This is a genomic window from Allosalinactinospora lopnorensis (assembly GCF_000981225.1).
GTDB classification, from domain to species: domain Bacteria; phylum Actinomycetota; class Actinomycetes; order Streptosporangiales; family Streptosporangiaceae; genus Allosalinactinospora; species Allosalinactinospora lopnorensis.
Genome location: NZ_LAJC01000199.1, coordinates 1 through 526 on the forward strand (window position 1 = coordinate 1; position 526 = coordinate 526).

General features: G+C 76.0%; 1 protein-coding gene. It reads left to right on the forward strand.

Annotated elements, in window-relative coordinates; all coding sequences use genetic code 11:
• The coding region (locus VS93_RS26485) for an SAM-dependent methyltransferase (protein ID WP_236700765.1) at positions 1-526 on the forward strand (526 nt) is incomplete at both ends.

Sequence of the window (526 nt, forward strand, 5' to 3'; positions counted from 1 at the left end):
CGCCGGTGGCCCGCTGCGGCCGCGCGGCGCCTCGCCGTCGTCGGCCTGGGCCCCGGCGCGCGCGACCTCACCGCCCCGCGGGCCGTTGACGAGCTGCGCCGCGCCTCCGTGGTCGTCGGCCTGGACCAGTACCTCGACCAGGTGCGCGACTTGCTCCGCCCCGGCACCCGCGTCGTCGCCAGCGGGCTCGGCCAGGAGGAGGAGCGCGCCCGCAGCGCGGTCGAGGAGGCCCGCACCGGTGCGGCCGTGGCGCTCATCGGATCCGGTGACGCCGGTGTCTACGCCATGGCCAGCCCCGCGCTCGACTTCGCCGGGGCCGACATCGATGTCGTCGGCGTCCCCGGCATCACCGCGGCCGCGGCCGCCTCCAATCTGCTGGGGCCCCGCTGGGCCACGACCACGCCTACATTTCGCTGTCCGACCTGCACACCCCCTGGGAGGCGATCGAGCGCCGGGTGCGGGCCGCCGCCGAGGGCGACTTCACGGTCTGCTTCTACAACCCCCGCAGCAAAAAGCGCGACTGGCA